This window comes from Bradyrhizobium sp. RP6 (assembly GCF_003837805.1).
Classification (GTDB): Bacteria; Pseudomonadota; Alphaproteobacteria; order Rhizobiales; family Xanthobacteraceae; genus Bradyrhizobium.
Genome location: NZ_RQIT01000002.1, coordinates 756,330 through 781,685, shown reverse-complemented (window position 1 = coordinate 781,685; position 25,356 = coordinate 756,330). Strand labels below are relative to the sequence as shown.

Below are 25,356 nucleotides of genomic sequence, written 5' to 3'. Positions count from 1 at the left end.
CGGACAGAACCGTTTGGAGGCAGGGGATCATGAACGATCGGCGGTCTCTTCTGGTGGCGGTATCGTGTCCCTCAGCCGTTCTCGCCGGCTGGCTGGTGTTGTCTCTTTCCGCCTATGCGCCTGCCCTCATCGAGAACAGCGGTGCCAATGCGGCTGCTGTCTCGCACGTCAAGGATGTCGGTCGCCTTGACCTCGCCGACGTGCCGCGCGCTGCAACGATTGAGGACGGCATCGCCTTGACCGCCGACATCGCCGCCGCCGTCGCTGCGGCGCCTGCCCCGGCGGCGACTGCGCAGGAAACGCCGGAGGGGCTCGCCTTTGCCATCAAGCTCGCTTCGGCCGACCCGGCACTGATCCTGCCGACAGAAGCGGCGCCCGCGCCGCAGATTTCGCCTGAACCGGAAGCCATCGTCGGCGAGGCTGCCCCTGCTCCCGCGCCAGAGCCCGTCAAGCTCGCATCCGCCGATCCCACCGAGATCGTGACGACGGACGCACTGTCGCCTGCGGCAATCGCGAGCGGCCCCGTCACGCCCGCAAGCAAGGCCTCGCCGCCGGCGGACACCGTCGCCGTGCTCGACGAATGCTTCGTCATGGAGGCCTGCATCGACCGCTACCTCTGGGCGCTCTATCAACGCACGGCCAAGGAGGACACGATCAAGGTTCAGGAACGGCGCGCCGTCACCGTCAAGCGCAAGGGCAAGACCGTCACGGTGATGCGCAGCTTCACGAAGCTTGTCGATCAGGACTTCGGCTGGAAGGATCCGAAGGCGGCCGAGCGCGCCGGCATGTCGATGATGGACTACGTCATCGGCGGCATGGACAAGAGTTTCAAGAAAAAGCTGTTCCGCACGCTGCTCGCGGCCGAAGCCGCCGGCCTGTCGCCCGGCATCACCAGCGCATTCCGCGACGACTATCGCCAGTCGATCGCGAGCGGCCTCAAGGCCGCCTCCGACCGCTCCTATCATGGCGGCAGTACGCGCGGTGGTTATGGCCACGGCATGGCGGCCGACATCGTCAGCACCCAGGGCGATAACCGCGCGCAGCGCTGGGTCTCGACCGAGATCCTGTGGAAGTGGGTCGACGCCAACGGCAAGGCGTTCGGCATCGGCCGCCCCTATCTTGGCCGCGATCCGCCGCATGTCGGCCCGATCGACGGGAAGGAATACATCTCGCGCCGCGGCGTTGCGACCGACAGCAAGGAAGCCGCGAACGTCAAGCCGAAGAAGACGCGGGCTGCCGCCAGCGGCAAGCCGCCTAAGGCGCACGCCGCACGCGAGCAGAAGACCCCGGCCAAGCAGCAGAAATCGGCGCAATCGGCCCTCAAGCCCGCGACCTGAACCCTCAGGCGTCGGGCCCGCGCGTCGGCAACGGCACGAGCCGTATCTCGGCGGAGCCGGCTTCTTGCGTGCGCACCAGCACCGCAAAGATCGTGTCGACCGCAAGCCGTACGGCCGACTCCATCGCTTCGCCCTTGGCCAGATGCGCGGCGATCAGCCCGGTGAGGAGGTCGCCGGTGCCGTAGGGCCGGATCGGCAGGCGCGGCGTCGCAAAGCAGGACAATCGCCCGCCCGCGCACAGGATCGTCTCCACCTGCCCCGCCACTGTGTCAGCGAGCGTGCAGCCGGTGGCCACGACGTCGATGTGACCCGCCCCTGCCAGCGCGGAGCACGCCGCGCGGAGGCCCTGGACATCGGCAATGGTGAGACCGGAGAGCAGCTCGAGCTCGAACTGATTCGGCGTCGCGAGGTTTGCCGCCGGCAGCAGCCGGTGCCGGACCACGTCCAAGATGCCATCCGCCACATAGACGCGGCCGTCATCGCCGATCACGGGGTCGCAGAGATAGACCAGCTTCGGATTCCGCGCGAGCGCCCGCTCGACGAAATCGGCGATCACGGCGGCGTTGCCGGACGAGCCGAGATAGCCGGTGACGAGCACCGCAGCCTCGTCGACCAGGCCGCGCTCCTCGACGCCCTTCAGGAGATCGGCGACGAGTTCGGTCTCCAGCATCCGCCCGCGCAGGCTCGGATAGCGTGGATGGTTGGAGAGCAGCGTCGTCGGCACCGCCGCAACATTCACGCCCTCCGCCTGCATGGCGTAGGCAGCCGCGCTGTTGCCGACGTGGCCGTGCACCACCTGGCTCTGAATGGAGATAACGAGCATGAGAAAGGTCCGTAAGGTCAAACGTTGCGCGGGGCAAGCGTTACGGCATCTCGTATTCAAGCCCCTGCCGCAGCGCCTGCATTTTGCGCGCCAGCCGCCGGTGACCCGACTCCTCCGACCGCGCCAATCGATCGGCGACCGCGACATGGTCAGCATCGCTCTTGTGCTGGTTGAGCTTGGCCTGCCCTTCGACCTCATCCACCACGAGATCGACGACGCGGATCGCAGCCAGCATGCTCTCGCGCTTGCCCGGCTCCATCTGCGTGAGGTCCCAGGGTTCTTTGGGTAAGCGCGCCTCGGAGACTGCGAGCAGCGCATCGCCGTGTCCGCGGTTCTCGTCGAGCCCCCGTAGATGAGCCACGCCCGACAGGTGCACCGCTTCGTAAAGCCAGGTCGAGACGTTGTCGCGTGAGGCATACCAGTCGTTGGAGACATAGGCATCGTCGCCCGTAACGATCAGCAGAAATCGTCTGCTGCCATCGGCCAGCGCCACAAGCGGATTTTTGGCGGTGAAGTGAATCTGCACGACAGTGTGCCCGTCGCGCTCGATCAGCACGAATGGCACGTGCGAGGCCCGCGGACCGCGCTCGTCCGTCGCCACGATCACGCCGAAGCCGCGAGATGCGGCAAATTCCAGCGCGCGCTGCGTCTCGATGCGGAACTGGGCGCGGAGAACGTGCATGGCGCGAGGACTCGATGAATGGATGGCGAACGCGGCGAGGCTAACCCATAATCCCCCGAAATCTGAACAACAATCGACCTTCGACCGCCTGCCGGCAATTCCTCAGCGCCGCGAAAACCTCGCAAGACAGGCGCAAAACATGCGATCTCCGCCTCAATCCGCATCTGTTCCGAAAAACTCTTGCCGACTTCGCTCAGCGTCCTCGTGATCAGGTCGCCGGCGATGGTGCGCGTCGCATCCGAAGCTTTGGGCAGCGCTTCGCGCGCGGGCCCGGAACAACCTTTCGGCCGGCGGCGTGATCGATCTCGTCGACATTCACGAAGGCGATGCTTGACGACACTGAAATCCGATCTGCCAGAAACCATCGATCTCGTGCTGCTCGACGGTGCCAACGCTCTCCCCGGATATCCTCGATCTGGTCGAAGACCGTCTCGAGCCGGGCGCGATCGTCGTCGCCGACAACGCCGACGACAGCCCAGACTATCTCTCCCGCATGCGCAAGCCCGGAAGCGGCTATATGCCCACGGCCTTCGCCGACGACGTCGAGCTTTCGGTGCGGATCGAATTGAAGCCACGTTCGACCGTCGCTGTGTCACGGAGCCGCTGCGCGAATCATTGCGCGGCGGCTTGGTCATCCGGTCCGACCGCGGAGCCTTTGTGCCGCGCTCCAAGCTGTCGCAGGCACGTCACCCCGGCGTGGTACGCGCCGTCATATGTCAGCCATCGTCGGCCCCGTCTCCGCATGAGCTCCGTCTTCAACGCCTATTCGGCTCTCGCCCTCGCCATCGTGTTCGAGGTCACCGCGTCGGCGTTCCTGCAGCAGTCCGCCCAGTTCACCCGTCCCTGGCCGACGCTGGCGATGGTGCTGTTCTACGTCGCCTCGTTCTACGCGCTGTCGGTGGCGATCCGGGTTATCCCGTTGAGCATCGCCTATGCGATCTGGGGCGGGGTCGGCATCATCCTGACCGCCACCGTCTCCTTCGTGCTGTTCCGCCAGATACTGGACGCCGCAGCCTTCGTCGGCATCGCGCTGATCGTGTCCGGGGTCGTGGTCATCAACCTGTTCTCGGACACCACGGTGCGTTGATGGCGGCCAATGCCGGCACGCCTATTGGCTCTGCACCGGCTTGGGCTGACGTGGCGCGGATCGAGACGACTTTGCGCCAGCCTTGGCCGCCCCCCGGGGCGGCGACTCGTCGACCGACACGAGGTAGGCGGCGAGTGCTTTGGCGGAGTCGGCACTGGTTGCGTAATGGTCCTTCAGGAACCAGGACAGCGTCAGAGTGAAGCGGCCTTTGGCCAAGCCGCGCGGGCTGCGATGGCAGGTCGCGCAGCCTTCAGCGAAGAGCTTCGCCGGCGGTTTACCGGCATCAAGATTTTGCGCGGCCGCAACCGTCGCCGTCAGCATTGCGGCGGCCGCAAGCATCATCGAGGGCGCGATCAGGTCGCACCAGGATCGAAACTGCGACGTCAAATTGTCGTCCTCTCGCCCGTCTCGCGATCACGCCGCCGACAGCTGATCGAATTCGGGCGGGGCGTAGGCTTTGCCGTCCTGGTCGGTGATGACGACCCGCCACCCCTCGCTCGCCCACACTTTCGCTTTCGCTACGATGACCAACCGGCTCTCGCGGGCGAAGCTGTACTTCTCGTTGTCGCGTTCTGCGACCATTTTGTAGGCCAATTCGCATCCCCTTTGCGTCGCCCTGCGCCCTACCTCGTCGTGGCAGCGGGCTTTGGCGGCAATTCGCCGGGAGCGTGGCAATTTGGTGCCATCCGCAGACGGTAGGCCGGCCCCGTGCATCGGCAACGGAGCCGATCCTGCTGCGTCGGATCGGCGCTAGAGCATGACCCGGAAAGGTGCGGAGCGGTCCTCCGGAAAGATCATGCGCAAAAAGCAGCTTGAAGCGCGATGACGATTCATCCAAATCTCATCGCGCTTTAATGCACGCGGATAATGTGGGGGCGGCCGAGATTGATCAGGCCCTGCACCGCCGAGAGGCGGTCATCGAGGGCCGCAATGGTGAGCAGCAGATTGTTGCGGCGCTCGTCGAGCACACCCATCTCGGCACCCGTGAGCTTTGTGCTCGCCCGTTCCTTGTGGATCGCTTCGAGGGATTTGCGCAATCCGGCAATCAGTCCGGTGAGCTGCTTGGCCTCCCTGGTCATCGACCGCTTCGCGACATTTTGCTGACGGCGCGTCTCCGCCTGGCTCTGTCTCATCTCATCCTCCCGTGCCCCGCTGCCCCGAGTGGATGCTTACATCTTTGGGTACACATCTTACGATCGATGAAATCTGCCCGCGAAGATCTTTCTTAAATTGTAAGCGCAGGGAACTCGACGCCGGCAGTCAGAGCACCTTCAGCATGAAGCGGTCGAAGTACGATGCAAGCCCGGCATAATCGTCGAGCGGCAGCACATTCGCGACATACTGGTCCGGCCGCACCACGACCATGCAACCGCTCTTTCGATCGATGCCTCGCATTGCGAAGATGTCGTGGCCGCCCTTGAGGTCCGGACAAAACATCTTTTCGTAGTCGATCAGACCATAGCGGCCCTTGCGCGGGAGCAGCAGCGACGGCATCGCCGCGACGGCAAGCTGACGATGATCCTGCTGGAAGACGGCACGCAGGTCGATCACGCTGTCGACGTCGGCGCCGGCAGACGTGTATCGCCGCAATGGTGATTCCCGAGCCTCGGTGAGGAAGCCGCACAGCGCGCGAATGGCGGAGCCGGCGGCCGCAGGATCTTCCGCGGGTGAAAACGCGTAGATGCGGAAACGGCCGTCGGCCTGCGCGGCGTGGCCGAGATGGACCGGCTTGGCGTCCGCCAGCCGGATCACCGGCGCGGAATGGAAGCGCTTGCCGATCACGAGGCCTTGCGCGAGGTGCTGATGAGAAGCCGCGCCGGTGAGCACCGATGGCCTGTAATGCGTAGCCGTACCCGCGGTGTAGCGCCCGTGCCTGACGAAATAGTCCTGCGTTTTGGCGGCATCGGCGCCGCCGGCTTTAGCGGCGGAGGCGAGAATCCCTGCCCATTCGCGGTCGAAATCGATCAGCTCTTTCGCGACCGCCTGGCGCTCCGCCGAATAGGAATGCAGCAGGCTTGGGGCGCACTGCCTCCTCAGCACGGCAGCGAGCTTCCAGCCGAGATTGAAAGCATCCTGCATCGAGACGTTCATGCCCTGCCCCGCCTTGGGGCTGTGCGTATGGCAGGCATCGCCGGCGATGAAGATGCGCGGCAGGCGCGTATCGGTCTCGGCCTCCGGCACGTCGTCGAACTTGTCGGTGAGGCGCTGGCCGATCTCGTAGACCGACCACCAGGCGATCTCCTTCACGTCGAGCGTATGCGGCTTCAGGATCCGCTGCGCCTTGGCGATCACGTCGGCGGCGGTGATGTTGCGGTTCGCAACGCGCTCGCCGACATCGAGTTTTGCGAGCTCGACATAGATGCGGACCATGTAGCCGCCCTCACGCGGAATGATCAGCAGGCTGCCGTCCTTGGACGACTGGATCAGCGACTTGAAGCGGATGTCAGGAAAGTCGGTCACCGCCAGCACGTCCATCACACCCCAGGCATGATTGGCGGAATCGCCGTGCAGCTCGCGCCCGATCGATTTGCGCACGATGCTGCGTGCGCCGTCGCAGCCGATGACGTAGCGCGCCCTGATCGTCTCGATGCGGCCCTCGTTCGCGGCATCGACGCGTTCGAGGCGCACGGTCACGGCATGATCGGCGGCATCACCGGCAGGATCGACGTGGAGATCAAGCACCCGTCGGCTGTAGTACGGCTCGACCTTCGCCGGCGATTTGCGCATGACGTCGAGGAAATGGTCATGGATGCGCGCCTGGTTCAGAATGACGTGCGGGAGTTCGGACAGCCCGTCCTCGACGTCCTGAACCCGGCCGCTGCGGATGATCTTCTCCGGCGTCCGCTCATCCGGCTTCCAGAACGTCGTTTCGTTGACCCAATAGGCTTCCTTCAGCACCCGCTCGCTGAAGCCGTAGGCCTGGAACATCTCCATGGTGCGGCAGGCGATGCCGTCCGCCTGACCCACCAGCAACCGGTCCGGCTTCTGCTCGACGATGCAGGTCTTGATGTCGGGGAATTGCGCAAGCTGGGCGGCGAGCGTCAGGCCGGCAGGCCCGCAGCCGACGATGAGAACATCGACCTCGCCCGGCAGGGCGCCCGTTGCGCCCGATGCCTGAACGCGCTCGGCGGGATCGGCAATTTCGGGATCGCCCGGCTGAAATCCATTCAGATGGAATTGCATGAGCACCTCTCCCGCCAAATTTCTGTTTGGATATTGCTCAGTATGCTGACTATCAGTATACTTGTCAATGACGCTCGAAACCTGCCTGCTCTCCGCGGAGACTTCGGTGAAAGACAACAACGACATGCCCGGGCATCTGGCGCGCCGCTTCCAGCAGATCGCGGTGGCGGTGTTCCTGGCCGAGGTCGAAGACGCCGGATTCGATCTTACGCCGGTACAGTACGCCGCGCTCGCGACCATCAAGGCCAATCCGGGGCTCGACCAGGTGACGCTCGCCGGACTGATCGCCTACGATCGCACCACCATCACCGGCGTGATCGACCGCCTCGTACAGAAGGGCCTCGCGGAGCGCCGTCCCTCCAGCCGCGACCGCCGCGCGCGGGAGCTTCAAATCACCGATGAAGGCCGGCGTACGCTGCGCAAGATCACGCCAGCCGTCGAATCTGCGCAGCGCATCATGCTGCGTGGCCTCAGCGCGAAGGAGGGCGAGGAGCTGATGCGGCTGCTGCGCAAGGCCATTGCCGCCGCCAATGAGCTCAGCCGGGCCCCGCTGCGCGACGTTCAGGTCTGATCCCGGACCGCATCGGTCATTGTCGCAGCGCACGAAACCAGGAACTAACCTTCGCCTGCTAACGTCAGCCGCATTGGGCGCTTAACGCGCGATTAACTTTGCGGGGCGGAGTTTCGGAATGCTCAGGTTCCTCGTTATGACCGCAGCCATGACGCTCTCGACCAGTCATGCAGTCGCAGGCGGCCACGGCGGCGGCGACCCTCCTCCGCCGAAGGTCGAGGCGCCGGCAGCTCCGGCGAAGGTAATCCTGACCAAACAGGGCCCAAAGCTCGTCGATCTCAATGGCATGACGCTTTATACTTACGAGCGCGACACCACGGGTAAGACGTCGAACTGCAACGGCAAGTGCACCGAGAGCTGGGTTCCGCTGGCGGCGACGGCCGACGCCAGGGCCGTCGGCGACTTCACCGTGATCAGCCGCAACGACGGCAGCAAGATGTGGGCGTACCGCTATCGTCCGCTCTACACCTCACCCACCGACAAGGCGCCGGGCGATACCAACGGCAATGCCACGACCTTGCAATGGCGGATCGCGCGGCCCGAGAACTAGGGCGAGAACATCGGCGGATGACGGACGATCCTGCGACGGAATGCAACGATCCGCACAAGCCCTCACCCGCGCCAGCCCACGCCCATCTGCGCCTGCGCGTTCTGCCCTGGCGGCAACACCACGACCGTCGAATTGAGCTTTACCCGGTCGTAGAGATCGATGACATCCTCATTGCGCATCCGGATGCAGCCGGACGAGATCGCCTGGCCGATATATTCGGGCTGGTTGGTGCCGTGGATGCGGTAGAGCGTGTCCTTGTTGCCGACATATAGATAGATGCCCCGCGCGCCGAGCGGATTGGCGGGACCGCCGGGAACGCGCGCCGGATACGGTCCGAGCCGCGCCTGGATATCCGCCGTCGGAACCCAGTCCGGCCATTCCGCCAGGCGGCCGACCCGCGCGACGCCGGAGAACGCCATGGCTTCCTCGCCGACCGCAACGCCGTACCGGATCGCCTTGCCGTCGGGGAGCACATAATAGAGGTAGCGCGCATCGGTATCGACCAGGATCGTGCCTGGCTGTTCCTTGCGGTGGTAGTCCACGATGTGGCGGAGATATTGCTCAGGCACCTTCGCCTGAGCGTAAGGCGTATGCGCCAGCAACTGACGGTCGCGCGGCGTCATGCTCGCATCTGTCGATGGCGAGAGTGTCGTCTGCATGCAGCCGCCAAGCGGCAACAAGACTGCGACGAACAAAACGAGTAGAGATCTTGGCACCGCCGGCCCCCCGATAGCGGATCGCAGCACCCCCAGCACCGCCACATATCGCCAAAATCGTGCTGAAAACAAGGCGGGAGAGGAACACGTGCGCGTGTTCGATCAGCCGGGTTCCATCACCACAAACGGCGGAAGACCGTCGCATCATCTCCATCCCCTCGCCTTGCTTTGGTCAAACCCGGCTGGACTCGTGCGCCACGGGGCTCGGGATGGGCTCACCTCAACCGATCGGCGCCGCGCCAATGCGGACGACCTAGGCTTCAAACACCAGGCTTCAAAGGAGTTGCGATGCTCGCGACGCTGAATGCCAAGCAAATTGTCGATGAGATCGTGAAGGACACGGTCAAGGACAACGACCCCCACGACGCGGTTCAGATCTCTCCCGAGATCGTGCTGGCCTCGCGGCCCACCAGCGCGTCCCCTGCGCTGGCGCCGGAGATCGCGCCGCGTCCGGAGCCCAGGTTCACTCCGGAGCCCAAGCTTACTTCGGAGCCGAAGTTCACGCCGGAGCAGACGCGCGCGCCCGAGCCCATCATCCACGTCGTCTACGGAAAGCCCGCCGCGGCACCGTTTGTCGACACGGCTGTCCGCGTCACGTCCAGCGACGGTCCTGTCGTGCAGAAGCGATCCTCGCTCGGCAAGTGGCTGCGCGGTGCGTTCGTCGCGTTCCTGTTTGCCGGCGCCAGCGTGGCCGCCAGCATCGCGTGGGAGAAGCACGGCGACACGGCAACGCAAATGCTGGCCGAATGGACGCCGGCACTGGCTTCGCTGATACCCGCGACCTCGCTGCTACCTGCGACATCGCAGACCACGCCGGTGGCCGCCTCGCAGGCCGCACCGCCCACAGTGGAAGCCACTTCGGATCAAGCGGCCGACCAATCTGCAACGCCGCCCGCCGCTCAGCTTGCCGCGGTCGCGCCTGCCCCGACACTGCCCGTCGACACAACGCAGTCGATGCAATCGATGACGCGCGATCTCGCCGCGATGGCGCAGCAGATCGAGCAGCTCAAGGCCAACATCGCCGAGCTGAAGGCGGGACAGGAGCAGATGGCGCGTGAGATGACGAAGCCACCCGCACCGAAGCCCCAGGCCGAGGCGAAGCCACCGGTCGATCCCCGCGCGCGCGCGTCGGTGCTTCCGCCGCGGCCTCCGGCGCCGCCGGTTCGCAAACCGAAGCCGGCCGTGTCGCAGACCTACGTGCCGGCTTATGCGCCGACGCCGCTCGCGCCCCCGCCGTCGCAGTCTGCCGCGGCCTCACCACCAGCTGCGCCGGTCACGACGACACAAGCCGTTGCCGATGACGATGGGCCGGTCGTGCGCCCGCCAATGCCGCTGCGATAAAGCGACAACGTCGCGCAGGCTGTCCGAGTCGGTGTGATAGGTTGAGTCCGGGCGATTACGGGAGCGAGGCCGCGCATCTTTCGCTCAAGAGAAAAGGCCGTCGGGATCTATGCCGCCGGCCTTCTCTTGCAGCTGCCGGTTCCCGGAGCCCGGTTCTGCTGCAATTCCATGCCTTATGGTCGCGCAAGCATATTTAATAAAATGTTAACGCACTCACACGTTGCACATCATTTCTGAGCCATAAGCACAGAGATTGCGCGGCCTGTTCATTCGGCAGCTATCGACTCAGTGGTATCATCCGAGATGTGTTGAGACTTGCACTGAAGCTCAGATCGTCACACGGGGAATCCACATGCCCTACTACTATTTCGATCTTGTGGTTGGTGAAGAGTTCAAGAACCAGGGGGGAATCATCCTCGAAGACATCGAGGTTGCCTCCGATCGCGCCGATCAGCTGGCGTGCGAGCTGTCGCAGGTGAAGCCGGAGCTGCAGCAAAAGGGTTGCGCGGTGCGCGTCACCGATCGCGATCACAACGAGCTTTATCGCACGCCGCTCGATCCGGTGCCGGCCTGGCAACGCCAGGCATAGCGGTTTCAAGCGAACTGGATCTTTACTCTTCAAGCGTCGGCGGCTCGAACCAATTCGTCAGCGACAATCCACCGTCAACGACGAAGGCGGCGCCGGTGACGTAAGCGGAGAGCCTGTTCGACAGCACTGTGAGCGCCATCGGCACGAGGTCCTTGGCCTCGCCGAGACGCCCGAGCGGAATGTGCCGCGCCAGCGCGGGATCTGCAACGAATCCACCGGCCGCGATCGCACCGGGCACCAGTGCGTTGACGCGGATATCGTGGCGGCCAAACGTCTTGGCCAGCTCCTTCACCAGCATCCCCAGCCCCGCCTTGGCCGTCGAATAATGCGGCAGGTTGCGCGGGGTGCCCGCATGCAGCGAGGTCAGCAACAAGAACGAGCCCGGCCGTTTCGCCGCGATCAGCCGTTTTGCGAGTTCACGCCCGAGGTGAAAGCCGGCATCGAGATTGACGGCATGCATCTCCTGCCACGTCCTGCGATCGACCGCGAGGGCATGATCGGCCTCGCGCCGCGGCGGCGAGGCGCTGTGGACGAAATGCGTGACCTCGCCCAGCTCGGCATATGCGGCGGCCAGCAGCTCATCGCAGGCCTCGAGCCTGGCGAGATCGCCGACCCAGGGCACGGCCAGTGCGGGCCTCTCGCTCGCGCCGATCGCGGCATGCACCCGCTCCGCGCTCACATCGGCAAACACCGTCCGCACGCCCTCACCGACCAGTGCCTGCGCGATTGCGCGGCCGATGCCATTCCCTGCGCCGGTGACGAGCGCGGTGTCGCGTGCGGAATCGAAGGGCGTGCTGAACAGGCTCATGTCGTGCTCCGAGGCTGGGGAGCGGCAGGTTAGCCCACCGCCTGGACCGACGACAATTGTGCCTCGCACCATTGCGGAGCGCCGTGCCGGGCGCTAGCCTCTCAAAAAACGGAGGAGGTTCCAAGGATGCGCACCGGTTTTCTGATGGCGGGCCTGCTGCTGCTGACCGCGCCGGCCCATGCGGCCGACGCGCCGCCGCGATCGGTCTATGTGACCATGGTCTTGCAGGCCTTCGCGGCCAAGGTCGAGTGTCCCAACACAGACCTCGTCTATCAGGACCTGGTGCAGAAGGCGCAGCAGATGCACCTGCCCGACGGCACCACGGAGAAGGTGCGCAAGGCGATCGCCTGGATGCACACCGGCGGCAAGATGGGCGAGAAACAGGACGATGATTTGATGGCCGAGGTCGCGGTCGCGACCCAGGCGACCGACATGGATCAGCGCCGTCTCGGCATGTCCGGCTGGTGCGAGGCCCAGAAGACCAACCTCGCCGGCCTGATCCGAAGCAAGGGCGGCTAAGCTAGCACACCATTCGTGCTAAGCACGCCGCGACGGAACCTCCGCTGCGGCCCAAAATCGTCACAATCCTCGAAAGCATGCGGCCTCTTCGAATCCGAACAGGAGGTCCTCATGCGGAGTATCCATTTCGTTTTCGCCGGCGCGATTGCAGCCACCACGGTGCTGGTTGCGCCCGTGCTGGCGAGGAATTCCGACGCCCAGAAAGGCCAGGAAAAATCCACCTCGTCGTCCTGCAGTGCCTATCAGCAGGCGCCGGATGGCTCGTGGGAGCCACTCCCCTGCAAAGAAACAGGCGAGCGTGGGCAGCCGCAGACACAGAACCGAACGTCGCCCCAAGGCGCCGATCGCGGGGAACGTTGAAGCCGATCGCGCTGACGAATGTCAGCTCTGATGCGGGCCGCGCATGATCTTCATGGCGTCGGCTATGTGACGCCACTCCCTGGCCTCGTCGGCCTCGCCGCGGCTCTCGCAGGCCTGGGCTTGCTCGGCGGCCTTCGCGATCGCAACAAAACCGTGCTGTTCGAGCATCTGCCGGGCAACGGTATGGACCTGGACCTCGGACATCATGGGCGCTCTCCCGTTTGAGGGAACTGCGGTGCAGTGCACAACTGCCACCGCGGGTGTCTCACAACGATCGAGGCCCGGAGCTCGTTCCGTCCCGTCGATGTGAGCCAAGACAAAGGCGGCCCGCCATGCCCGGCGGACCGCCCTTTCACCCACCCCAGAACTTTCAGTCTTCGGCCGCGGCCCCTACGCGACCGCCGCCTTCTTGCGCTCGAAATCGTTCGGCACCTCGATATCGACCTCCAGGGTCGAAACCTCGTCGCCGCGCTCGAGCCGGACGATGACCTTGGTCGGGTCCAGCGCCACATGCCTGGACACGACGGCGAGAATTTCCTCGCGCAGCACACCGAGCAGATCGGGCTGGCCGCGCATTCCACGTTCATGGGCAAGCAGGATCTGCAGCCGTTCGCGAGCGACGGGAGCCGAGGCCTTCTTGCCGCGGAGAAGTCGAAGCAGACCCATGCTCATGCAGCCCTCCGTCGCAGCAAACGATCCATCAGACCTCGGCGCTCGGCAGGAACATGCATCGTCACATTCTCGCCGCAGAGGCGCTTGGCCGCGTCCATATAGGCCAGCGCCGGCGCTCCATCCGCGTTCGACAAAGTCACGGGCGTACCGACGTTGGACGCCTTCAACACGTCCTGGCTCTCGGGGATGATGCCGAGCAAGGGCGTGGCAAGGATCTCGAGGATATCGTCGATGGTCAGCATCTCGCCGCGCGCGGCCCGGGAGGGATCGTAGCGGGTGATGAGGACGTGCTTCTCGACCCGCTCGCCCTTCTCGGCCCGCACGGTCTTGGAATCGAGCATGCCGATGATGCGGTCGGAATCGCGCACCGAGGAGACTTCCGGATTGGTGACGATCACGGCCTCGTCGGCAAAGCGCATCGCCATGGAGGCGCCGCGCTCGATGCCGGCCGGGCTGTCGCAGATCACCCAGTCGAAACGGCTGCGCAGATCGGCGATGACCTTGCCGACGCCCTCTTCCGTCAACGCGTCCTTGTCGCGGGTTTGCGATGCCGGCAGCAGCCAGAGATTCTCCAGCCGCTTGTCACGGATCAGCGCCTGCGGCAGCTTCGCAACGCCCTGCACCACGTTGATGAGATCGAACACCACGCGGCGTTCGGCGCCCATCACGAGGTCGAGATTGCGCAAGCCGACGTCGAAATCGACGACGACGACCTTGTCGCCGCGTTGCGCGAGCGCCGCTCCCAGCGCGGCTGTCGTCGTGGTCTTGCCGACCCCGCCCTTGCCTGATGTCACGACCAGTACCTTGGCCATCTCAATTATCTCCTTCTGGTCAGTTCAGCGCAGTAATTCGCATGGTGTTGCCTTGCAGGAAGGCCTGGGCGGGTCGCCCGCGCAGGGCCTCGTCGATGTCGTCGGCGGTCTGATAAAACCCATCGATTGCAAGCAGTTCGGCTTCGATCTTCTGACAATAGATGCGCGCGCTCGTGTGACCGTTCACGCCCGCCATGGCGCGGCCGCGCAGCGCGCCGTAGACGTGGATGGAGCCGCCGGCGACGACCTCGGCGCCGGAACCGACCGAGCCGAGAATGGTGACGTCGCCTTCCGGGAAGATCACGGTCTGGCCCGAGCGCACGGGGTTTTCGAGAAGCAGCGAGGTCGGCTTGGTCTCCACTTTCACGTCGGCCTTCTTCGGCGCGCTCGGCTCGATCACGCAGCTGCGGCCGCCCGACAGCAGCGGCGGCATCACGGAGGTCAGCCGGCTCTCCTCCACGCCCTCGATGCCGAGCACGCGGATGTTGCGCTCCTGGAGGCTGGTGAGCAGATGGCCGATGCCGGCCTGGCTGAGATCGACCGAGGACAGGTCGATCACCACGGGCCGGCCGGCAAAGAAGCCCGGCGACCGCGCAATGGTGGCGTCGATCTCATGCAGCCAGTCCTGGACCGGAACCGTCGGCGTGAACACGAACGCCACATAGGAGCGTCCGCGCAGGCGCACCATCTGACGTTGGACTTTTGCTGCAGCCTGCATAGCGGCCGACTCGTTCCCTGTTATTGAATGGTTAACGATGCGGCGGATATGGTTAACGACCAGTTAATTTCCCGTGGCATCACGTGGAAAGGTGAACCGCTGGACCGCCGCTGGCTTTTCCGGGTCGCGCTGCGAGCAGTCACGCGGAAGCGATCATGTCCACCACCCTCGGATGTCGTACCATCCATGTGGTTGCTGGCCCGGCTGCCCGGATTGACACGGTCGTGCCATCTGGTTTCGATGCGCGTCCCGCAGACGGAGCCGATCATGTCAATTCAGTCCTCCATCAGACGCAAGACAGCGCCGGACATCCGCGCCCGCAAGCAAGGCGAGCCGGTCGTCATGCTGACCTCCTATCATGCGCACACGGCAGCGCTGGTGGATCAGCATTGCGACGTCATTCTGGTCGGCGATTCCCTTGGGAACGTCATGCACGGCTTCGAGACGACAGTGCCGGTCACGCTCGACATGATGATCCTTCAGGGCGCGGCCGTGATGCGGGGATCGAAGCGGGCGCTGGTCGTGGTCGACATGCCGTTCGGATCGTATGAAGCCTCCAAGGAGCAGGCATTCAATTCCGCGGTACGGATCATGAAGGAAACGCAGTGCGGCGCGGTGAAGCTTGAAGGTGGCGTCCGCATGGCGGAGACGATCGCATTCCTGTCCGGGCGTGGCATCCCGGTGATGGGTCATATCGGCCTTACGCCGCAATCCATCAACACGCTCGGTTCGTTTCGCGCCCAGGGGCGCAACGAGATCGACTGGGGGCCGATCGAGGACGATGCGAAGGCGGTCGCCCATGCCGGCGCGTTCTCAGTCGTCGTTGAAGCCGTGGCCGAGCCGTTGGCGCGCAAGATCACGGAAACGATCGCGATCCCCACGATCGGGATCGGCGCGAGCGCGGCCTGCGACGGCCAAGTGCTCGTGCTCGAGGACATGCTTGGGCTCTCGCCTCGAACCCCTAAATTCGTTCGGCGCTACGGCGATCTCGGTCCGGCCATCGAAGCGGCGGTCGAACGGTATGCCGCCGACGTGCGGTCGCGTGCCTTTCCCGGACCGGAACACGTCTACGACATGAAGAAGGGCTGACGCAGCCAGCAGTCAAGCGCCGCTCACTTCTTCACCTTGCTCGCATCCATCTTGATGTTCGGATCCAGCATCTTCGTTGTGAACGCCGTCGTCACGTCGAACGGCTTCTCCATGCCGAGATAGGTGTGGACGAGCTCGTAGTCCTTCTTCATCCGCTCGCCGTCGATCCAGCCGAGCCCCTTGGTGGTGGTGAACTCGTCCGTCATCAGGAACTTGATGCGCTCCCACTGGCGTTCCTGGTTGGCGCGGTCGAGCCCCGAGACCTGCTCGAGCAGCGCGTTCAGGCACGGGGCCACGTCGGCGACGCAGGCCGCAAAGGCCTTCTGCGTGACGCGCACGAAGTCTTCGACGACCTTCGGATTCTTCTGCAGATAAGCTCCGTTGACGATCAGCGAATTGCCGTAAGGGTTGAGCCCGATGTCCTTCCAGTTGACGTAGCCGAGATCGGCACCGAACTCGATCACCTTCAGGTCGTGCTCGTTGTAGAAGTCGCTGATGATATCGACGGTGTGGCTCTTCAGCGCCGCGATCTTGGCGGTCGGCCCGACATTGACGAAGCCGACGGAGTCGGGCGCAAGCCCTGCCGCCTTGGCGAAGGCCGGCCACATCACGCGCGAGGCATCGCCGGGCGGGTTGCCGATCTTGTGCCCGGCGAAATCCTTCACGCCGTTCACGCCGTAGCTCTTCAGCCAATAGAAGGTCTGGCCGGTATTGGCATAGACGCTCATCACCGCGACCGTGTCGGCGCCCTTGCTCTTGGCCACCAGCATGGTGGCGAGATCGGCGACGCCGAAGGGCGAGCCGCCGGAGCCGACCTTGGCCGCGGAGACGCCGGAGCCCTTGCCGGTCTCGATGGTGAGATCGATGCCCGCCTTCTCGTACCAGCCCTGCGCCTTGGCGTAGTAATACGGCGAGTGGTCGGCCGTCGGCGTCCAGTTCAGGATCAGATTGACGGCCTCTCCCGCATGCGCGGGCGCCGCCGGCACACCGAGCGCGAGAGCCAACACCAGGGCCGAGCCCGCCGCCTGCAAACGCTTCATCGTATCTCTCCTCGTTGCCGCGACCCGGCTTGTCGCTCTCCCCTTGTGAGGATACCAATGCAACAAGCCCGCCCTCCGCTTGTCAACTGTTTGGTTGGAAATGCCCGCAAAACGATCTGGCGACACCGTGCCGCAGCGCCGCGACCCCGTCGCCACCCGCAAGAAGCTCCTGACCGCGGCGCGCCAGGAATTCGCCCGGCACGGCCTTGCGGGCGCTCGTGTCGACGAGATCGCCGAGCGCGCCGGCGTCAACAAGCAGCTCGTCTACCACTATTTCGGCGACAAGGACGCGCTCTACCTCGCCGTGCTCGAATGGGTCTATGAGGACATCCGCGAGCAGGAGCGCAGGCTCAATCTCGAAGGACTGCCGCCGGAGAAGGCGATCCGCAAGCTGATCGAAGCTTCGTTCGACCATCTGGCGGCAAACCCTGATTTCATCGTGCTCCTGAACGACGAGAACCGCGGCGGCGCCCGCCACGTCCGCGGCTCGACCCGGCTGGAAGCGATGCACTCACCGCTCGTCAAAAGCGTCTCCCACATCCTCAACGAGGGGGTGCGCTCGGGCGTATTCCGCAAGGGGATCGACCCCGTCCAGCTCTATATCTCCATTGCCGGCCTCAGCTATTTCTTCTTCTCGAACACGCCGACGCTGTCGGCGATCTTCGGCAAGGACCTGTCGAGCCGGGCCCAGCGGCGCGCCCGCCGCCGGCACGTCGCCGATCTGGTGCTCCAGTCGCTCCGGCCCTAATCAACCAATTGGTTGAAACTTCCCTCGAGTCCGGCTAGGGTTGCGACCCGCGGCAGGGTTGGCTGCGAGCAACGGGAGCAATCGGTGGCAGGAGACGGGGCACGCAGCTGGCGCAGCTTTGCGATCGTCCTGATCGTGCACCTTGCCGTGCTCATGCTGTGGCAGGTCGCGGTCGACGCCTTCCACGTGCCGAAATTCATCCTGCCCTCGCCGCTTGCGACAATTCAGACATTGGGAACCACGGGCTACGCCTGGGGTGCCAATACGCTGGTGACGGCGATCGAGATCCTCGGCGGCTTTGCGCTCGGCGCATTCGTCGGCGTCGCGCTCGCCGTGATCTTCAGCTGGGCACCGCTGCTCAGCCTCGTGCTGCTGCCGCTGTTCGTCACGCTGAACATGATTCCGAAAGTGGCGCTCGGCCCGCTCTTCATCGTCTGGTTCTCCTACGGCATCGTGCCGAACATCCTGATTGCCTTCAGCATCTGCTTCTTCCCGATCCTGCTCACCACCGCGCGAGGATTGCGCGAGGTCGAGCCTGATCTGCTCGATCTCGTCAAATCGCTGCGCGGCTCGCGCTGGACTCTGTTCCGCAAGATCCAGCTGCCGGGATCGCTGCCTTACGTGTTCTCCGGCATGAAGGTCGGCGCCATCCTCGCGGTCGCCGGCGCCATCGTCGGCGAGTTCATCGCCTCCGAGCGCGGGCTCGGCTACCTCATGATCCAGGTGCAGTCCTCGCTCGACACGCCCGCGATGGTGATGGCGGTCGTGCTGCTCACGTTGCTTGGTGTCGCTCTCTACGGCCTGGTCCTCGCCCTCGAACGCATGTTCGTGGTCGGCGACGCCAGGCAGAACTAGCACTGGGATAAATTCATGCTGCTCACCCGCCAGACGCTGCCGAAGACCATTCCCGACATCGCTGCGCTCGACGACCTCCTGTGCCGGCCGAGCCAGGCCCTGATCGACGACCTCAGGAAGGTCGAGGGCGACATCATGATCCTCGGCGTCGCCGGCAAGATGGGCCCGACGCTGGCGGGACTTGCGAAGGCGGCCGCGCCCGATCGCCGTATCATCGGCGTCGCCCGCTTCAGCGACGCCGATGTGAAGGACTGGCTGCACGCGCGCGGGATCGAGACGATCAACTGCGACCTCATGGACGAGAAGGCGATTGCGGCGCTGCCGAAGGCGCCGAACATCGTCTTCATGGCCGGCCGCAAGTTCGGCGCCGAGGGCGATCTGTCGCTGACCTGGGCGATGAACGCGCATGTGCCGGCGCTGGTCGCGCAGGCCTTCCCTTCCTCGCGCATCGTGGCGTTCTCGACCGGCTGCATCTATCCGTTCGTGCCCGTCGACGGCAAAGGCTCGACCGAAGACATGGCGCCGAACCCGCCCGGCGAATACGCCCAGTCCTGCGTCGGCCGCGAGCGCATGTTCGAATATTTCTCGCGCAAATTCGGCACGCCCGGGCGGCTGTTCCGCCTCAACTACGCGATCGACATGCGCTATGGCGTGCTGCACGACATCGCGACGAAAGTGCTGACCGGCACACCGATCGACGTCGGCCTCGGCCATGTCAATTTCATCTGGCAGGGCGATGCGTCCTCCCAGGCGCTGCGCTGCCTCGCGCATTGCACGACGCCGACCTCGCCGATCAATGTCAGCGGCCATGAGATCTTGGCGGTCCGCGATCTCGCGCAAAAATTCGGCGCAAGGTTCGGCCGCGCGCCGGTGCTGACCGGCAAGGAAGAGCCGACGGCCTGGCTGACCGACACGTCGAAGGCGGTCGAACTGTTCGGCCTGCCCGTCGTTGACACCGAGCAACTGATCGCCTGGACCGCGGATTGGGTCTCTCGCGCCATGCCGAGCCTCGGCAAGCCCACCAAATACGAGGTGCGCGATGGCCGCTACTGACGGGCCGCGCATCGTCCGGCTCGGCGTCGAGGACGCCGCGGCGGGCCTTGTGCTCTCGACCGAAGCGCACTGGAACCAGACTGTCGAGGACTGGCGCTTCTTCTCGAGCGAAGGCTTCGTGTTCGGCATCCGCGACGGCGCACGGCTGGTCGCGAGCGCGGCTCTGCTGCCCTATTCCGGCAACAATGCGTGGATCAGCATGGTGCTGGTGACGGAAAGCCACCGCCGCCGCGGCTTTGCCACGCTGCTCGTCGATGCTTGTCTCGATACGGCGCGCAAGAGCGGGCTGACCTGCTGGCTCGATGCGACGCCTGACGGCGCCAAGGTCTACGGCCCGCTCGGCTTCACCCCGACTTCGCAATTGCGCCGCTTGAAGCTGGTGAAGCCGGGACAAGCAGCCGCAGCGGCCCCGTCAACGGCAACGCTCGATGCGCTTCGCGATCGGGACCGGCGCGCGACCGGCCTCGACCGCAGCGCCCTGCTCTCCGCCTTCGCGCGGCGGCCTGGCTCGCGCATCGTCTCCGCGAACGGCGCCATCGCGCTGGTGCGGGACGGCCGAGCCGCGTGCCATATCGGTCCGCTGTTCGCGGATCAGACCGCAGCCGCGCTGATCCTGGTCGACGCGATCGCGCAATCGCAGGATGGACCGCTCCTGCTCGACGTCGTCGCGTCGCAAGGAGCGTTCCTCGAAGGACTGACGGCGTCCGGCTGGACCATCGAACGTCCCTTCCAGCGGATGCGTCTCGGCCCCGCCACCATTACCGCGAAGGAAACGCCATTCGCCGTCGCCGGCCCTGAATTCGGATGAGGACATCATGCACCACAGCCAGATCAACAGCGCCGTCCGCAAGCTGATCGCCGAGGGCACCGTGCTGCCGGCGCATCCGCTCGCCCTCACCGCCGAGCGCCAGCTCGACAAGACGCACCAGCGCGCGCTGACGCGCTATTACATCGATGCCGGCGCTGGCGGGCTTGCCGTCGGCGTGCACACGACGCAGTTCGCGATCCGCGACGTCGGCCTCTATCGCCCCGTGCTGGAGCTTGCCGCCGAGACTGCCGCGAACTGGACCAAGCGACCGCTGGCGCTGGTTGCAGGCCTCGCGGGTCCGACGAAGCAGGCGGTTACCGAAGCCCGCACGGCACGGGATATCGGCTATCACGCCGGCCTGCTCAGCCTCGCCGCGATGAAGAACGCGTCCGAGGACGAGATCATCGCGCATTGCACGTCCGTCGCCGCCGAGATTCCGCTGGTCGGTTTTTACCTGCAACCCGCCGTCGGCGGCGTCGTCCTGTCCAGCCGGTTCTGGCAGCGCTTCGCCTCGATCGACAATGTCATTGCGATCAAGATCGCGCCGTTCAACCGCTACAGGACCCTCGACGTGCTCCGCGGCGTCGCAGCCGCCGGCGCGCTCGACCGCGTCGCGCTCTACACCGGCAATGACGACCATATCCTGCTCGACCTGATGCTGCCGTTCGATCTCCGCGACAAGGGCGTCACCACGCGGACCTATTTCAAGGGCGGCCTGCTCGGCCACTGGTCGGTCTGGACCGCGAGCGCGACCAAACAATTCGAACGCTGCAAGGCGGCGCGGCACAAGGACAGCGTGCCCGCCGACCTGCTCGCGCTCGATGCCCGCGTCACCGATTGCAACAGCGCCTTCTTCGATGTCGCCAACAACTTCCACGGCTGCATCGCCGGCTGCCACGAAGTGCTGCGGCGCCAGGGCCTGATGAAAGGCTTGTGGTGCCTCGATCCCGACGAGGGCCTCAGCCCCGGCCAGAAGGAGGAGATCGATCGCGTCTGCCGCGAGCACGCCGACCTCAGCGACGATGCCTTCGTCGCCGCGAACTTGAACAAATGGCTGGCATGAGCTCGGCCCCCTTCATCAGCCTGCAAGGCGTCCGCAAGGTCTATCGCAGCGGCGGCACCGAGTTTCTCGCCGTGTCCGACGTCACCATGGACATACAGGAAGGTGAGCTCGTCTCGCTGGTTGGCCCGTCCGGCTGCGGCAAGACCACCGTGATGAAGATCCTGGCCGGGCTACACGGCGCTGACGGCGGCACCGTCAAAATAGGCAATGCCAGGAGCCCGTTCGATCCGACCCGCGACATCGGCATGGTGTTCCAGCAGGCGCTGCTGTTGAAATGGCGGACCATCCTGGACAACGTGCTGCTGCCGGCCGAGATCGTCGGCCTGCCGATGAAGGCCGCGCGCGAGCGGGCACGCGACCTGCTCAACCTCGTCGGGCTCGCCGGCTACGAGCAGAAATATCCGCAGCAGCTGTCCGGCGGCATGCAACAGCGAACGGCGATCGCACGCGCCTTCATACACGATCCGAAGCTGATCCTGATGGACGAGCCGTTCGGCGCGCTGGATGCGCTGACGCGCGAGCAGATGAATCTGGAGATGCTGCGGATCTGGCGCGAGAGCGGCAAGACCATCATCTTCGTCACCCACTCGATCCAGGAAGCCGTGTTCCTGTCCTCGCACTGCGCCGTGCTGACGGCGGGCCCGGCGAAAATGGCCGACTATTTCGCGATCGACCTGCCCTTCCCGCGCGACCTTCCGCTGAAGACGACGGACGCATTCGGCGCCTATGCAAGACGCATCTATGCGAAGCTGGGGCTGGGCGCGGCGTAGGACACCGCGCCCCGTTCTTGCGATCAGCTCTTGTTGCGCATCTTGCTCAGCAGGTAATTGTCGTAGAAGTTCTCCGCGATCTGCGTATAGAACAAGAGCTCCTTCATATACGCGTCGTGGCTCTCCTTGGTCCGCTTGAACAGGTCGCTCTTGGCGGCGAGCTCGTTCAGATGGTCCTGGGTCGCGTTGTAGCAGGCCTCCAACACCGGTTGCGGGAAAGCCTTCAGCTCCGCGCCGCCGGCGATCAGCCGCTTCAGCGCCGCCGGATTCACGCTGTCGTATTTCTCCAGCATCCAGGCGCCGGCCGCTGCGCCCGCCTGGTTGACGATCGCCTGGTACTGCTTGGGCAGCGAATTCCACTTCTCGTCATTGACGATCATGTGCAGCATGGCACCGCCTTCCCACCAGCCGGGGAAGTAGTAATATTTGGCGACCTTGTAGAAGCCGAGCTTCTCGTCGTCATAGGGGCCGACGAACTCGACGGCGTCGATCGTGCCCTTCTCCAGCGCCGGATAGATATCCCCTCCCGCGATCTGCTGCGGCACGACGCCGAGCTTTGCCAGCACGTGGCCGCCCATGCCAGCGATGCGGAATTTGAGACCCTTGAGGTCGTCGACCGACTTGATCTCCTTGCGGAACCAGCCGCCCATCTGGGTGCCGGAATTGCCGCAGAGGATCGCATGCGCCTTGAACGGCTTGAGCGCCTCGTTGGTGAGATCAGCGCCGCCGCCGAAGTGCCACCACGATTCTTGATGGCGATGGTTCATGCCGAACGGCGCGCCGGTCGCATAGGCCAGCGCCGGCTCCTTGCCGATGTAGAAATAGAGCGGGGTCTGCGCCATCTCCACCGATGCGGTGCTGACGGCATCGAGCGCCTGGAGGCCCGGAACGATCTCACCGGCCGCAAAGGTCTGGATCTGGAATTTGTTGTCGGTGGCCTCAGCCACGTATTTCGCAAAGGTCTGCGCCGTACCGTAGATGGTGTCGAGCGACTTCGGAAAGCTCGAGGTCAGGCGCCATTTGATCTCGGGCGCGCTCTGCGCGATCGCGGGTGCAGCAACCAGCGTCGTCGCGCCGGCGACGGCGCCGCCCTTCAGAAATGTACGGCGTTTCATGATGTGGACTCTCCCTGGAAGTAGATTTCGAACATATGGGCTTTGTGGCGACGGTCTTCGCGGACCGTTTGCCCGTTCCTGTAGCGGAGTTCAAGTTACGAGGAGAAGGCCCCGTACGGAGCTCTCAGAGCAGCTTGGCGCTGACGAACAGCGCGCGCACGGCGTTGGTCGCCTGCACCGCCAGCATAGCGTTGCCGGCGGCGCCTTCCAGGGCCGCGACCGCGTCCTCGTGCAGGGAGCGAAATTCCATCCACTCGACCGACTTGAAGTTGGTGAGGAATTGATAGGCCTGACCGACGGTCGCGATCGCCAACGTGTCACCGTTCAGCTTGATCTTGAACGTCGTGCGCAGCGGGGTTTCGGAGCTTGATGGATCACTCATGGGCTGCTTCTGGACGAGGACGGCTTAACGAAGGGGAAACGGCAGCCCCGCCGTCGCAGGCGATGGTCAGGAATTGGTGCTCGCGCGCTGCGAAGCGGTGGCCGCCCCGCGCAGGCTCGGCACCACGACCAGGCGGTTGAACTCGCCATTGTCGTAGGCCTTGATGAAACGGTCATAGTCCTTGATCGAGACGCAACCGTTGGAATCGCCGCGCGGCCCAAGCAAGTAGTTGTGCGTGAGCAGACCGACGCGGCCAAGCGCACTGGTGCCCTCAGTCGGCGTCATGCGCAATGCCCGGACGCCGTGGAACGGCTTTTCGCGCGGCTTGAGATCGTACGTCGCCGGCGGCGTCGCGCCGACCATCCGCCGGTCGACATGGTCGGGGTTGTCCATCAGCGCACCCAGGCCGGAATGCGCTTCCAGTGCCACGCCGCTCGGCAGATAGACCGCCTTGGCCGAGATGTCATAGACCGCTGTCCGCGAGTCATAGCCTAGGGCGGCGAGATCCGGCGCCTTCGACAACAACCCGCTATCCGGCGTCAACGAAGCCAGCTTGATCTTGTCGGTGAACCTTTCGAAGAAGTTGCGGTTGTCGGCCCTCGAGCCGGTATCGGCATAGGCTTGGCTGGAGGCGATCTGGGCGGCCAGATCCGCCTGGACCGGACGCGAGCGCGGCATCGGGATGGCCTCGGCCCGCTGCGAGGGCCTCGCCTCTTCGGCTGCAGACGACTGTTCGTCATCGGTCAGCATCGAGCGCCAGTCGTCGCCCTGGAGCTTCTGCGCGAGCATCGCCTTGGCATCTCGCAGCTTGAGCTGGACCGCGTTCACCGCGGAGCGCTCGAGCGCCCGCAGGCCGAACTCGCGGGCCGGCGGGCTGCCGGAGGCGGACGCGAAACGGTCTTCGAACGAAGGGGCATTGGCCGGCGGCAAGGCGGCGGAGACCAGCGGGGTCGAATCGCCGATATCGGACACCCACGCGGCCGCGCCAAGCGCCAGCGCAAGCGCTGCCACAGACAGTAGAATCGTCTCGGCCCGCCCGACACGGCGGCGCGACAACAGCCTCTCGGCGTTTGCTGCGTCGGAAACCATCAGATCCCCAAATCGACCCCGGGGGTGCCCACCCCCACCCGGAGACTCTATACCAGCTACCACATTGGGAGCCAAAAGTTAGGCATAATCGCGGCCGGAAAGCCTCCCGAAGGTATCCAATGACCGATCCGTTCGATCTCAACCGCTTTGTCCGTGCCCAGGAGCCGGTCTATCGCGACGTCCGGGCCGAGTTGACCCGGGGCCGGAAGGAGACTCACTGGATGTGGTTCGTCTTCCCGCAGGTCGGAGGTCTCGGCTTCAGCGCCATGTCGCAGCGCTACGCCATCAGGTCCCGCGCGGAGGCCGAGGCCTATCTCGCCCATCCCGTCCTCGGGGCGCGCCTGATCGAATGCACGAGGCTCGTGCTTGCCGTCGAGGGCCGAACCATCAACGCGATCCTCGGCGCACCGGATGACGCTAAATTCCGCTCGTCGATGACGCTGTTCGGCGCGGTGTCCGACGAGCCCGTCTTCGATCAGGCGATCGCCCGATATTTTGCGGGTGAACGCGACGGTGCCACGCTTGAGATCCTGTCGAGGCTCGACCGCGCGTCCGGCTGAATTGGCCGCCGGGGCG

Annotated in this window: 32 protein-coding genes and 1 pseudogene; 17 read left to right on the top strand and 16 right to left on the bottom strand. The window is 64.9% G+C overall.

Translation table 11 applies throughout. The features are described 5' to 3' along the window. Positions 1–29: 29 nt before the first annotated feature. Complete coding sequence (locus tag EHH60_RS08680) at positions 30–1,337, top strand: M15 family metallopeptidase domain-containing protein (protein ID WP_124159010.1); 1,308 nt, start codon at positions 30–32, stop codon at positions 1,335–1,337. Between the two features lie 4 nt (positions 1,338–1,341). Here EHH60_RS08680 and pdxY read toward each other — a convergent pair whose 3' ends face one another. Next, positions 1,342–2,160, bottom strand: coding sequence for a pyridoxal kinase (pdxY, locus tag EHH60_RS08675; RefSeq protein ID WP_124159009.1), 819 nt, complete (start codon positions 2,158–2,160; stop codon positions 1,342–1,344). 40 nt (positions 2,161–2,200) lie between these two features. Further along, positions 2,201–2,842, bottom strand: coding sequence for an FMN-binding negative transcriptional regulator (locus tag EHH60_RS08670; RefSeq protein ID WP_124159008.1), 642 nt, complete (start codon positions 2,840–2,842; stop codon positions 2,201–2,203). Between the two features lie 262 nt (positions 2,843–3,104). Here EHH60_RS08670 and EHH60_RS08660 point away from each other — a divergent pair. Then, positions 3,105–3,404, top strand: a pseudogene (locus EHH60_RS08660) (O-methyltransferase); the annotation flags it as partial. Between the two features lie 180 nt (positions 3,405–3,584). Continuing rightward, entirely contained in the window at positions 3,585–3,929 is a 345-nt protein-coding gene (locus EHH60_RS08655; RefSeq protein WP_124159089.1) for a DMT family transporter, read from the top strand. 21 nt (positions 3,930–3,950) lie between these two features. On the opposite strand, the gene EHH60_RS08650 is transcribed toward EHH60_RS08655, so the two are convergent. From EHH60_RS08650 to EHH60_RS08635, 4 genes are all read right to left on the bottom strand, one after another. Then, positions 3,951–4,271 (bottom strand): hypothetical protein, encoded by a 321-nt coding sequence (locus EHH60_RS08650; protein WP_124159007.1) that lies wholly within the window; start codon positions 4,269–4,271, stop codon positions 3,951–3,953. A gap of 72 nt (positions 4,272–4,343) precedes the next feature. Next, positions 4,344–4,523, bottom strand: a complete 180-nt coding sequence (locus tag EHH60_RS08645; protein ID WP_124159006.1) for a hypothetical protein — start codon at positions 4,521–4,523, stop codon at positions 4,344–4,346. A gap of 257 nt (positions 4,524–4,780) precedes the next feature. Next, on the bottom strand, positions 4,781–5,062 hold the full coding sequence (locus EHH60_RS08640; protein ID WP_124159005.1) for a hypothetical protein: 282 nt from the start codon (positions 5,060–5,062) through the stop codon (positions 4,781–4,783). A 127-nt stretch (positions 5,063–5,189) separates the two neighbouring features. Then, entirely contained in the window at positions 5,190–7,112 is a 1,923-nt protein-coding gene (locus EHH60_RS08635) for an FAD-binding monooxygenase (protein WP_199751352.1), read from the bottom strand. Positions 7,113–7,218: 106 nt separating this feature from the next. Between EHH60_RS08635 and EHH60_RS08630 the strand changes: the two genes are divergently transcribed. Beyond that, the gene (locus EHH60_RS08630) at positions 7,219–7,683 is read left to right on the top strand and encodes a MarR family winged helix-turn-helix transcriptional regulator (protein ID WP_124159003.1); all 465 of its coding nucleotides are present in this window, start codon (positions 7,219–7,221) and stop codon (positions 7,681–7,683) included. A 118-nt stretch (positions 7,684–7,801) separates the two neighbouring features. Next, a complete protein-coding gene (locus EHH60_RS08625) occupies positions 7,802–8,233 on the top strand; it encodes a COG4315 family predicted lipoprotein (protein WP_124159002.1) in 432 nt (143 codons plus the stop codon). Between the two features lie 62 nt (positions 8,234–8,295). Here EHH60_RS08625 and EHH60_RS08620 read toward each other — a convergent pair whose 3' ends face one another. After that, positions 8,296–8,892 carry a L,D-transpeptidase gene (locus EHH60_RS08620; RefSeq protein ID WP_199751351.1) on the bottom strand — a complete coding sequence of 199 codons (597 nt, stop codon included), beginning with the start codon at positions 8,890–8,892 and terminating at the stop codon, positions 8,296–8,298. 345 nt (positions 8,893–9,237) lie between these two features. Between EHH60_RS08620 and EHH60_RS08615 the strand changes: the two genes are divergently transcribed. Next, positions 9,238–10,290: a hypothetical protein gene (locus tag EHH60_RS08615; protein WP_124159000.1), complete on the top strand. Its 1,053-nt coding sequence runs from the start codon at positions 9,238–9,240 to the stop codon at positions 10,288–10,290. A 352-nt stretch (positions 10,291–10,642) separates the two neighbouring features. Continuing rightward, positions 10,643–10,879 (top strand): DUF6894 family protein, encoded by a 237-nt coding sequence (locus tag EHH60_RS08610; protein ID WP_124158999.1) that lies wholly within the window; start codon positions 10,643–10,645, stop codon positions 10,877–10,879. Between the two features lie 22 nt (positions 10,880–10,901). Here EHH60_RS08610 and EHH60_RS08605 read toward each other — a convergent pair whose 3' ends face one another. Next, positions 10,902–11,687: an SDR family NAD(P)-dependent oxidoreductase gene (locus EHH60_RS08605; protein ID WP_124158998.1), complete on the bottom strand. Its 786-nt coding sequence runs from the start codon at positions 11,685–11,687 to the stop codon at positions 10,902–10,904. 126 nt (positions 11,688–11,813) lie between these two features. Here EHH60_RS08605 and EHH60_RS08600 point away from each other — a divergent pair, with 126 nt between their 5' ends. Together EHH60_RS08600 and EHH60_RS08595 are read left to right on the top strand one after the other, a co-directional pair. Beyond that, entirely contained in the window at positions 11,814–12,206 is a 393-nt protein-coding gene (locus EHH60_RS08600; protein WP_124158997.1) for a hypothetical protein, read from the top strand. 111 nt (positions 12,207–12,317) lie between these two features. Further along, positions 12,318–12,566, top strand: a complete 249-nt coding sequence (locus tag EHH60_RS08595; protein WP_124158996.1) for a hypothetical protein — start codon at positions 12,318–12,320, stop codon at positions 12,564–12,566. Between the two features lie 21 nt (positions 12,567–12,587). On the opposite strand, the gene EHH60_RS08590 is transcribed toward EHH60_RS08595, so the two are convergent. The 4 genes from EHH60_RS08590 to minC all read right to left on the bottom strand — a co-directional run bounded on the left by EHH60_RS08590 (position 12,588) and on the right by minC (position 14,768). Next, entirely contained in the window at positions 12,588–12,773 is a 186-nt protein-coding gene (locus tag EHH60_RS08590) for a hypothetical protein (protein ID WP_124158995.1), read from the bottom strand. 183 nt (positions 12,774–12,956) lie between these two features. Beyond that, positions 12,957–13,238, bottom strand: a complete 282-nt coding sequence (minE, locus tag EHH60_RS08585) for a cell division topological specificity factor MinE (protein WP_124158994.1) — start codon at positions 13,236–13,238, stop codon at positions 12,957–12,959. Next, positions 13,235–14,050, bottom strand: a complete 816-nt coding sequence (gene minD, locus EHH60_RS08580; protein ID WP_124158993.1) for a septum site-determining protein MinD — start codon at positions 14,048–14,050, stop codon at positions 13,235–13,237. Before minD ends, minE begins: the two co-directional genes overlap by 4 nt. A gap of 19 nt (positions 14,051–14,069) precedes the next feature. Further along, positions 14,070–14,768 (bottom strand): septum site-determining protein MinC, encoded by a 699-nt coding sequence (gene minC / locus EHH60_RS08575; RefSeq protein WP_124158992.1) that lies wholly within the window; start codon positions 14,766–14,768, stop codon positions 14,070–14,072. A gap of 267 nt (positions 14,769–15,035) precedes the next feature. Here minC and panB point away from each other — a divergent pair, with 267 nt between their 5' ends. Further along, positions 15,036–15,857 (top strand): 3-methyl-2-oxobutanoate hydroxymethyltransferase, encoded by an 822-nt coding sequence (gene panB, locus EHH60_RS08570; RefSeq protein WP_124159088.1) that lies wholly within the window; start codon positions 15,036–15,038, stop codon positions 15,855–15,857. A gap of 23 nt (positions 15,858–15,880) precedes the next feature. Here the strand turns inward: panB and EHH60_RS08565 are convergent, their stop codons facing one another. Beyond that, positions 15,881–16,897 carry an ABC transporter substrate-binding protein gene (locus EHH60_RS08565; protein WP_124158991.1) on the bottom strand — a complete coding sequence of 339 codons (1,017 nt, stop codon included), beginning with the start codon at positions 16,895–16,897 and terminating at the stop codon, positions 15,881–15,883. A 100-nt stretch (positions 16,898–16,997) separates the two neighbouring features. Between EHH60_RS08565 and EHH60_RS08560 the strand changes: the two genes are divergently transcribed. From EHH60_RS08560 to EHH60_RS08535, 6 genes are all read left to right on the top strand, one after another. Then, positions 16,998–17,645: a TetR/AcrR family transcriptional regulator gene (locus EHH60_RS08560; RefSeq protein ID WP_124158990.1), complete on the top strand. Its 648-nt coding sequence runs from the start codon at positions 16,998–17,000 to the stop codon at positions 17,643–17,645. An 84-nt stretch (positions 17,646–17,729) separates the two neighbouring features. Then, a complete protein-coding gene (locus EHH60_RS08555; protein ID WP_124158989.1) occupies positions 17,730–18,500 on the top strand; it encodes an ABC transporter permease in 771 nt (256 codons plus the stop codon). Positions 18,501–18,515: 15 nt separating this feature from the next. After that, positions 18,516–19,553 (top strand): NAD-dependent epimerase/dehydratase family protein, encoded by a 1,038-nt coding sequence (locus EHH60_RS08550; RefSeq protein ID WP_124158988.1) that lies wholly within the window; start codon positions 18,516–18,518, stop codon positions 19,551–19,553. Continuing rightward, entirely contained in the window at positions 19,540–20,361 is an 822-nt protein-coding gene (locus EHH60_RS08545) for a GNAT family N-acetyltransferase (RefSeq protein WP_124158987.1), read from the top strand. The genes EHH60_RS08550 and EHH60_RS08545 overlap by 14 nt, the downstream gene beginning before the upstream one ends. A 7-nt stretch (positions 20,362–20,368) precedes the next feature. Then, on the top strand, positions 20,369–21,424 hold the full coding sequence (locus EHH60_RS08540) for a dihydrodipicolinate synthase family protein (protein WP_124158986.1): 1,056 nt from the start codon (positions 20,369–20,371) through the stop codon (positions 21,422–21,424). Further along, positions 21,412–22,194: an ABC transporter ATP-binding protein gene (locus EHH60_RS08535; RefSeq protein ID WP_124158985.1), complete on the top strand. Its 783-nt coding sequence runs from the start codon at positions 21,412–21,414 to the stop codon at positions 22,192–22,194. The genes EHH60_RS08540 and EHH60_RS08535 overlap by 13 nt, the downstream gene beginning before the upstream one ends. 23 nt (positions 22,195–22,217) lie before the next feature. Here the strand turns inward: EHH60_RS08535 and EHH60_RS08530 are convergent, their stop codons facing one another. The 3 genes from EHH60_RS08530 to EHH60_RS08520 all read right to left on the bottom strand — a co-directional run bounded on the left by EHH60_RS08530 (position 22,218) and on the right by EHH60_RS08520 (position 24,780). Continuing rightward, positions 22,218–23,309, bottom strand: coding sequence for a TRAP transporter substrate-binding protein (locus EHH60_RS08530; RefSeq protein WP_124158984.1), 1,092 nt, complete (start codon positions 23,307–23,309; stop codon positions 22,218–22,220). Between the two features lie 124 nt (positions 23,310–23,433). Continuing rightward, a complete protein-coding gene (locus EHH60_RS08525) occupies positions 23,434–23,691 on the bottom strand; it encodes a hypothetical protein (RefSeq protein WP_024338019.1) in 258 nt (85 codons plus the stop codon). Between the two features lie 66 nt (positions 23,692–23,757). Then, on the bottom strand, positions 23,758–24,780 hold the full coding sequence (locus EHH60_RS08520) for a DUF2778 domain-containing protein (RefSeq protein WP_199751350.1): 1,023 nt from the start codon (positions 24,778–24,780) through the stop codon (positions 23,758–23,760). A 119-nt stretch (positions 24,781–24,899) separates the two neighbouring features. On the opposite strand from EHH60_RS08520, the gene EHH60_RS08515 reads away from it, so the two are divergent. After that, positions 24,900–25,340: a DUF1810 domain-containing protein gene (locus tag EHH60_RS08515; protein WP_124158982.1), complete on the top strand. Its 441-nt coding sequence runs from the start codon at positions 24,900–24,902 to the stop codon at positions 25,338–25,340. The last annotated feature ends 16 nt before the right edge of the window (positions 25,341–25,356 follow it).